At 48.7% G+C, this 8,198-nt stretch carries 4 protein-coding genes; 3 read left to right on the forward strand and 1 reads right to left on the reverse strand.

The genetic code is table 11. The annotated features are described in order from the left end of the window. The first annotated feature begins 174 nt into the window (after positions 1–174). Both PHQ97_15435 and PHQ97_15440 read left to right on the forward strand, forming a co-directional pair. Entirely contained in the window at positions 175–876 is a 702-nt protein-coding gene (locus PHQ97_15435; GenBank protein MDD4394123.1) for an ABC transporter ATP-binding protein, read from the forward strand. A gap of 73 nt (positions 877–949) precedes the next feature. Continuing rightward, positions 950–2,311, forward strand: a complete 1,362-nt coding sequence (locus tag PHQ97_15440) for a hypothetical protein (protein MDD4394124.1) — start codon at positions 950–952, stop codon at positions 2,309–2,311. 49 nt (positions 2,312–2,360) lie between these two features. Here PHQ97_15440 and PHQ97_15445 read toward each other — a convergent pair whose 3' ends face one another. Then, on the reverse strand, positions 2,361–6,536 hold the full coding sequence (locus tag PHQ97_15445; GenBank protein ID MDD4394125.1) for a DEAD/DEAH box helicase: 4,176 nt from the start codon (positions 6,534–6,536) through the stop codon (positions 2,361–2,363). 215 nt (positions 6,537–6,751) lie between these two features. Between PHQ97_15445 and PHQ97_15450 the strand changes: the two genes are divergently transcribed. After that, positions 6,752–7,936 (forward strand): hypothetical protein, encoded by a 1,185-nt coding sequence (locus tag PHQ97_15450; protein ID MDD4394126.1) that lies wholly within the window; start codon positions 6,752–6,754, stop codon positions 7,934–7,936. The last annotated feature ends 262 nt before the right edge of the window (positions 7,937–8,198 follow it).

Genomic DNA, 8,198 nt, shown 5'->3' on the forward strand with positions numbered 1-8,198 from the left:
AACCTGGGACTCAAGGAGGTCCCGCTACCGAGGAAACGATATGCTGCAAAATGAGTAGTGACCACAAAAATCGCCAAGCCCCCGAATGACGCCAAGCCTTGATCTAAATTGGCGAACTTGGGTTAAGGGCCTCGCAAAAATAAATATGGATGAACCGATTATTGGATGAATGGCATGAGTGTTATCATACTTGAGGCAATTCATAAAAATTATCAGGCCTATGGAAAAACAGTGCCCGCACTCCGGGGGATCGATCTTACGGTCGAGACTGGTGAATTTGCGGCCATAGCCGGCCCGTCCGGGTCCGGAAAAACCACCCTGCTGAATATCATCGGCGGCCTTGACTGTCCAACGTCCGGAAATGTCCGGATCGGAGATATTTTGCTGAACGAACTGAAGCCTAAGCAAACCGCTGAATTGCGGCTTCATAAAATCGGTTTTGTCTTTCAGGCATATAATCTGATTCCGGTACTGTCCGCTCTTGAAAATGTAGAATATATTCTGATGCTGCAGGGAATCTCTGGAAAAGACCGCCAGGCCCGTTCAACACATGTGCTCAAAGAAGTCGGCCTTGAAAACGAAATGGACCGGCGGCCCCACGAGCTGTCCGGCGGTCAGCAGCAGCGGGTGGCAGTTGCCAGGGCCATTGTCTCGGAGCCGGATATTGTGCTGGCAGATGAACCCACCGCCAATCTGGATCAGAAAACCGGCGCGCACCTGCTGGATATGATGCATGCGTTGAACCGGAAAAAACAGATCACCTTTTTATTTTCGACTCATGATCCAATGGTAATGGAGCGATCGGATCGACTGATCAACATGATAGACGGCCAGATCGTTTCAGATGTCCGAAAATCTGCCGGCAATCGCGAATAACGGGTAACCATGTTTAATGTTTAATCCCTATCAGACCATTTTATCCTTATACCGTTCAGTTTTCGGGCATCTCATGCCTCCGGAATCCTTCCGGCAGCTTCTTTTCATCCATGGTTTCCGATTGATTCTGTTTTCAGCATTGATGTTATCTCCCCTCCTGTTGTTATCCTCAGCGGATGCCGCTCAGCCCGGAAACTCCCTTTCATATTCTCCGGAAGACAACCTGCTGGAATTTGAGGATCAGCAGCCGGTATTTTCCCTCAAAGGCCAGTACAAGAACCAGTTCATTTATACATCATCTGATGAGGCCTCGACTGACAGCGAAATGCCGCCTCAAAGCGATCTTCTCACGGATGTAAACCGCCTGAGGATTTCTCCGGAATATCGAGCCGATGACAATTTCATTATCCATGCCGACATCGATAATGAAATTTACGCCGCAAATCATATCGGCACCCGCGCCTTTGAACAGTTCTGGTTTCCATCGGATTTCAACGACCTGTATACGGATTCCCGGAAAGTATCCATCGGAGAGGATCTGCTGTACCGGATAAAACTTCATCGACTCTACATTAAAGCCGTTACCGGCCGTTTCACCATCACCGCCGGCCGGCAGCAGATTCGCTTCGGCAGCGGACGGCTCTGGAATCCCCTGGATATTTTGAATCCCATTTCACCGACGTTTGTGGAAGGCGCTGAAGATCAGAAAGGAACCGATGCACTGAGGGTGGAATATTATCCGGGCGTTGCCACTGAAATCAGCTTTGTCTATGCCCCGAAACGGATAGAGGACCGGCTCGATGCGAATATTTTCATCAATAAAAATACCCATGCGGTCTGGCGGATCAGAACGACAACCGGAAATACGGATATCGCTGCTCTTGGCGGGAGACTTTCCCGGAAAAATATTTTCGGCATGGATGGGGCGTCCATTGTCCATGCCGGCATGCTTCGCGCAAGCCTGCTGTATTCGGTTCCGGACAACGGCGGGGCATATGTTCAGGCCAGCAGCGGTTTTGAATATACCTTTTCCAACGGGCTGTATGTCCTGATCGAATATTTTTACAACCAGAATGCCTTAAGCCGCAACCCGGACCTGCTCTCGGCTTTTTCGGACAGCCTGAGTTCCGCAATAACCGAAGACCGCTATGCCCTGCTTGCCAACCAGTTTCTGACCTTCAACCGGCATTATGCGGGAATCGCCCTGGGCTTTGACCTTACCCCCCTGCTGCGGGGTGATGTCTTTGTCATCGGAGACATCGACGGAACCGGACTGTTTGCCTCCCCTTCCCTGACGTACAATCTCCTGCAGGATCTGGATATTTCCGCCACGCTGCTGTGGGGCACGGTGTTCAAAGGGGCAGATTATCCATCAGACTTTCAGGATTTTGAGGAACATCCCCTGCTGTCGGTAGCTGCAACCTGGTATTTCTGACATGTTTTGCAGAAAAATCACCATGCATGGGCGGGAGCTCAATCATTCTTTACGCTGCATGCCGTAAAAGCCCAAGCAGATCTTCAGCCGAAATTTTGCCGGCCATGTCACTGCCGGTCAGCAGGCTTTCTGCAAGGTCCCGTTTTTCCTTGTGGAGATTAAGAATCTGCTCTTCAATGGAGCCTTTGACCACCAGGCGGTAGACGGTTACCGGCCGGCTCTGTCCAATCCGGTACGCACGATCCGATGCCTGATCCTCCACGGCCGGATTCCACCAGGGATCCATGTGAATGACATAATCGGCGGCCGTAAGATTTAAACCAAAACCGCCTGCCTTGAGGCTGATAAGAAAAAGATCCCCTGCCCCGTTTTGAAATGCGTTGATCCGCTCCTGGCGATCCCTGGCCGGTGTGGAGCCGTCCAGATACTGGTAGCTGATTTTTTTTCCGTCCAGAAATTTACGCAGGATGGCAAGGTGACCGACAAACTGGCTGAAAACAAGCGCTTTATGGCTATTTTCAAGCAGCTCTTCGACCATATCACCAAAAACCTTAAGCTTGGAACTGAGAATATCCGTATCCGGAAGCACCAGCGCAGGATTGCAGCAAAGCTGCCTCAATTTAGTCAATTCCGCCAGAATCCGCAGGTGCTTCTGCCCGGGTTTATCATCAGCCGCCTCAATATTCTCAAGCGCCTTGAGACGATGGGCCTCGTATAGAATACTTTCATCCCGGCTCATCTCCACCTGAAGGGTGATTTCCGTCTTTTCCGGGAGTTCTTTTAGTACATGGGTTTTCATCCGGCGCAGAATAAACGGCCGGATCAGTTTTTTCAATCTCCCGGAGGCTTTTTTATCCTGATCCCGTTCGATGGGAATGGCAAACGAATCCTTAAAATGATTAAAGCTGCCCAGAAGGCCTGGATTGAGAAAATTAAACAGTGTCCAGAGCTCATCCAGGTGATTTTCAACAGGCGTTCCCGTGGTGATCATCCTGAATTTGGAATTAAGCTGCATGGCCGCTTTGGACCGTTTTGTCTTCATATTTTTGATGGCCTGGGCCTCATCCAGCACAATGGTCTGCCAGGTAACACCGGCCAATTTTTCTGCCTCCACCTGGAGAAGGCCATAGCTTGAGATCACAAGATCAAATGGCCCCAGGTCATCCAGAAATTTTTGCCGGTCGCCGGGGCCAAAGACAAGGGGGTTGAGCGTGGGGGCAAACCGGTGGCATTCCTCCTGCCAATTGGCCATCACCGACAGGGGAGCGATCACAAGCGTCGGGCCGTCGCCGGCATGCAGCAGAATGGCGGCAAGGGCCTGAACCGTTTTACCCAGTCCCATGTCATCGGCCAGACAGGCACCCACATTCCAGTGAACCAGCTGGGCCAGCCAATTAAAGCCGTCCACCTGATAATCCCTGAGACGGGCCTGCAGGGTTCCGGGAACCTGGGGATCTATAATTTCTTTGAGTCTTTTGCAATGGGCCTTCCAGGCCGTATCACTTTTCAGCGATCCCACCTGATCGGTAAGCTCTTCAATGGCAGGGACTGCCAGGGGAGCAAATCGGAATCCATCTCCATGGGGGGTGGAATAGGTCTTCAGTTCCTCAAGCCGCTCTTTCAGTGCAAGGGTAATGGCCAGAAATGTGCCGTCATCCAGAGTGATAAATCGACCGGAGGGTTTATCGAGCAGTTTCATGAGACGGGTCAGATCAAGCGTCAGATTCTCGTCAATGGTTAATGTGCCGGTGGCCTTGAACCATTCCCGATCTTTTTTAACACTCAACTTGAAATCACTGAAGGACACCTGGGATCTTACCCGCATTTTTTCTCCCAGGGGCCATTCAATGACGATATTTTCCTTGTGGGTTTTCAGTTCAAAAAGAAGCTCAAGGGCCTCTTCAGGATCTTCCACCAGCCACTGCCCCCCGACTTCCTCAAGGCGATCCAGGGTGGGGCACTGGGCAATCACGGCGCGGGATCGTTCTTTTTCAAGATTCAGATTACGGATGGCCTGTACTTTTTCTCCTTTGACATCGGCAAAAACATTGCTTCCCCCACGGCCGGGTTTAAAGTAGGAACCCGTATCGATAAAAGGCCTGACCAGAAACTCAATCTTGATCCCTTCCTGCCATGGCATCACATGGACATGGGGCGTGGAATCAGCATCCATCTCTCTGACCTGCCCGTTTCCCCCGATTTCAAGATCCGAGTTGACTGTAACCATTGATGAGATGGAAGCAATTGCCCGGGTTGCCATGGATTTTGCGTGTTCAGGCAGACTCAGCCCTTTTTTACCCAAAATTCCCGCAATTTTTAAATGTTCGGCCGAAAACCTGACCAGTTTAAAACGGGAAGGCGTTTCCCTGACCATGAGAACGCCGTCACTATCATCGTCTGGCATGGGCTGCATCTGGACGTTAATTTTTCCTTTTTGAATACGAAACCGGACCTCCGGCTCTCCCATAACAAGCTCCACAGGGCTTTTCAGCGCATCCTCAAGAAAAATAAGCGGGTGACCGACAAGGGCCGGCAGGGCTTTGTCCTCATCAAGGCGATAGTTGGTCTGACGGTAAGCATAACGATAACCGCTGCTAAAGGATTCCTCAACGATGGTACTGGCCACCTGTCTGTCCTGAGCCGTCAGGCCTTCCATGGTCGGGTAATTTTCATACAGATTTTTCAAGGCCACGGCCCTTCCCTTTGTCCAGGTTCTGCCCTTTGACCGTTTCTGGAGGCGGGGGGTGATATAGCAGGTATTGTATTTTTCGCTGTGCTGCAAAAGCCAGACAAGCCGTTGCCCCTGGAGGGCTGTTTCAGCTTTCGGCTTCCGGCTGAGCGCTTCACCTATGTGAATCAGGGAATTCAGATGTTTCTCCCAGATGGGAATGGGCTTGACCATAGTGGCAAGGGTTTGGGTACCACACGCTTTATGAATGTTTTCTGAACGCTCACCGTTAATTTTAATGCTTTTGCCCAGCTCCGCAAGCAATGCACTTGTCTCGGCTGCTATCCATCGATAGCCAGATTCAGAGGCTTTTTCTCTGATGCTCTCCAGGGTTGAAATATGGGATTTGGCTCTTTTTTTATCCGTCCAGGTCATAACAAGGATACTTAAAAAAGAAAGAACCCCGTGGTTCTGTGCAATGCAGCGATCAAGCGAATCCTGCAGCAGGGCAACACGCCCGAGCTTTTCCTGAAACAGGCTTTTCATGGCCGCCATGACCGGCAGACAGGGATTTTTCTCTTTTTCTGCAATATCAATATAGGCAAGCGCCGCCCTGTGATCTTCAGCTGTTGTACTTTTCAACAGGGCAAACAGAAAAAACAGACCTTCATATCCGGGTAAAAAGACTTTTCTTTTGCCGGTAATTTTTTTTATGGCGCTCAGGGCATCATTAAAACAGGCCAGGGCGCCATCATTGTCGCCACAAATCATCCGGGCCCATCCCATATGGGCTGAACCGGACGGGGAATCTTCAAGCTTGACCGAAAGCTTCTGGTGAAGGCTGATTTCCCCTCTGAGTAAAAGGCAATCCATTGTTCGATGGCCTGGTTTCAGGTCCGGCATTTTTGACAATAGCTGTACACAATATTCAAGCGCATCTCCGAGAGGTTCCAAATTTTTTTCTGCCTCAGCCAGAATATATCCAAGGGCTTTTAATCCGGTTTCCGGGGGGATACGATCAAACATCAGGGGTTGAAACGGACGGTTAAAGAGAACCAGAAAAGGAGGGTTTTCTCGAAACAGCATGGGTAACTGGCGAGCGCCGGAATGATATACAAGATCAATATCTACATGGAATTCCCCCCCATAAACAGCGATCTGAAGTGCACTGTAAAAGTCTTCAATCTTCCGGAAAAAAAGACCATCAAACGTTTTTTGAAGCGGTACAGTCTTCAGAACAACCAAAGCGAATTTCCGGAACTGATCGGCCATTACGAGATCCTGAACAGCGGTTGACCTCAGTGATTCAGGACAGATTATCCCATTGGGTTTTTTAATGAGAAGGCCCTGTTTTTCAAGTTCCTTCACAAGGGGCTGAAAGCTCTTCTGGACAAAGGGCATATTATCTTCATCCGCAAATTCCAGGGCATTCAGACAGAAAATCATATCCATCTGCCTTAATTCAGACGCCTGAATCGCAAGGATCTGGACCATGGCTTTTAAAACAGGGGGAAGCTGCCGGTAACACCGAACTGTTTTATTGTTCTTTTTTTCCATAGGCCGTATTTACCTGTCATTGTTTCTTATGCTATTGATAAGCTTAATTTTTAAAAGACAATCATTGCCGTATTTTCAATTCAGCATCATAACAAAGAGAAAATAATGACACGATTTCAAGAAGATTACAAGACACTGAAACAGGCGCTGGAGGATACATACCGGGTAGATCAACTCAAATCTCTGGCAAAAACAATCCCACACGCAAAGCTGAATTGGTCGAACACATCACAGCAACGGTTTTTAAAAATCTTGACCATATTATTGCTGAATTAGATCCCATAGCAGTCAATGCACTGGCTGAGGCCGTTTACAGCTGGGATGGCTGTTTTAAAAGCAAACAGTTTCATGCCAAATACGGCACGCTTCCCGAGGTGGAATCGACAGGGGGCAGAGGAGAAATGCACCTGCTGTATCTGTTTTTTATTAACGGGAAAATCCCGCAGGATTTGATGGCCGTCCTGGGAAAAAAAATTAATCGGCCCGCATCTGAAAAGATCCATTATGATGATCTGAATGCTGCCCCGGATTTAACTGCCAGAGACACAGCCCGTGCCGCCTGTATGAACCTGAACACATTGCTTACCCTGGTGGAAAACAAGGAAATCAGGGTCAGCCCAACCACAGGCCGCGCCACGGCTGCAACCATTAAAAAAATTTCAGACAGTCTGTGTGACGGGGATTTTTATGATAATGACCTTGATCCCATACAGGCTTTTGCCTGGCCCCTGCTGCTCCAGGGGGGAGGACTTGCAACCATTGACGGAATTTTTCTCAAATTAACCGGGGACGGCACCAAGGCATTGAAAAAAGATCTGGCCCAGGGAATTAAAACGATCTGGGAAAAATGGGAAAAAACCAAAATTATCGATGAGTACTGCCAGGTTACCGCCGTCAAGGGGCAAAAGGCTGTCAAGGAACGGACCATGACATCACCCGTTCGCCGACGGCCCGTGATCAATGAGGCTTTGGCCTGCCTTGAACCCGGCAGATGGATTACGGTGGATGAAATGGAAAGATTCATGTTGTCTGAATCTTACACCTTTGAGATGACCAACTACGACTGGAAACTCTATTTCTGCGATCCAAATTACGGCCATCTGGACCATCATGATACCTGGCCCCTGTTACAATTGCGATATCTGCTCATCTATCTTTTTCAATATTGCGCCACCTTAGGGCTTCTGGATGTTTCCTATAAACATCCAAAGGATGCCAAGCCCGGATTCAGATCCTGCTGGGGCGCAGATGAAGAGCCTTTTCTGAGCCAGTGTGACGGGTTGATGCAGATCCGTCTCAATGATCTGGGTGCCTATGTTCTGGGGCTTTCAACAGCGTATGGCGCCATGGATGCCCGTGATTTTGAGATTCATGACACCGATATCATATATAGTGCCTGAACGAAAACCCCTTTGTAAGTGTATCGATAGTGAGGTAATTTTACTTCACATAATACAAATCGTTCCATTTATAAAGAAGTATAAATTTGAACTCAATGTTTGCTCTTTTTTCTTCTATTTTTAGAAACACCTATCGTAACTATTCAGCGAAAAAACAAAAAGTAGCTAAAAAAAGACTTGACAGGGTTTTTCTGAAAAATTTTAAAATTCAACTTGATATGACTTTATTGTCGTATTCCGATAATAATGAATTTGATAGGGC

This window comes from Desulfobacterales bacterium (assembly GCA_028704555.1).
In the GTDB taxonomy this organism is placed as follows: Bacteria; Desulfobacterota; Desulfobacteria; order Desulfobacterales; family JAQWFD01; genus JAQWFD01.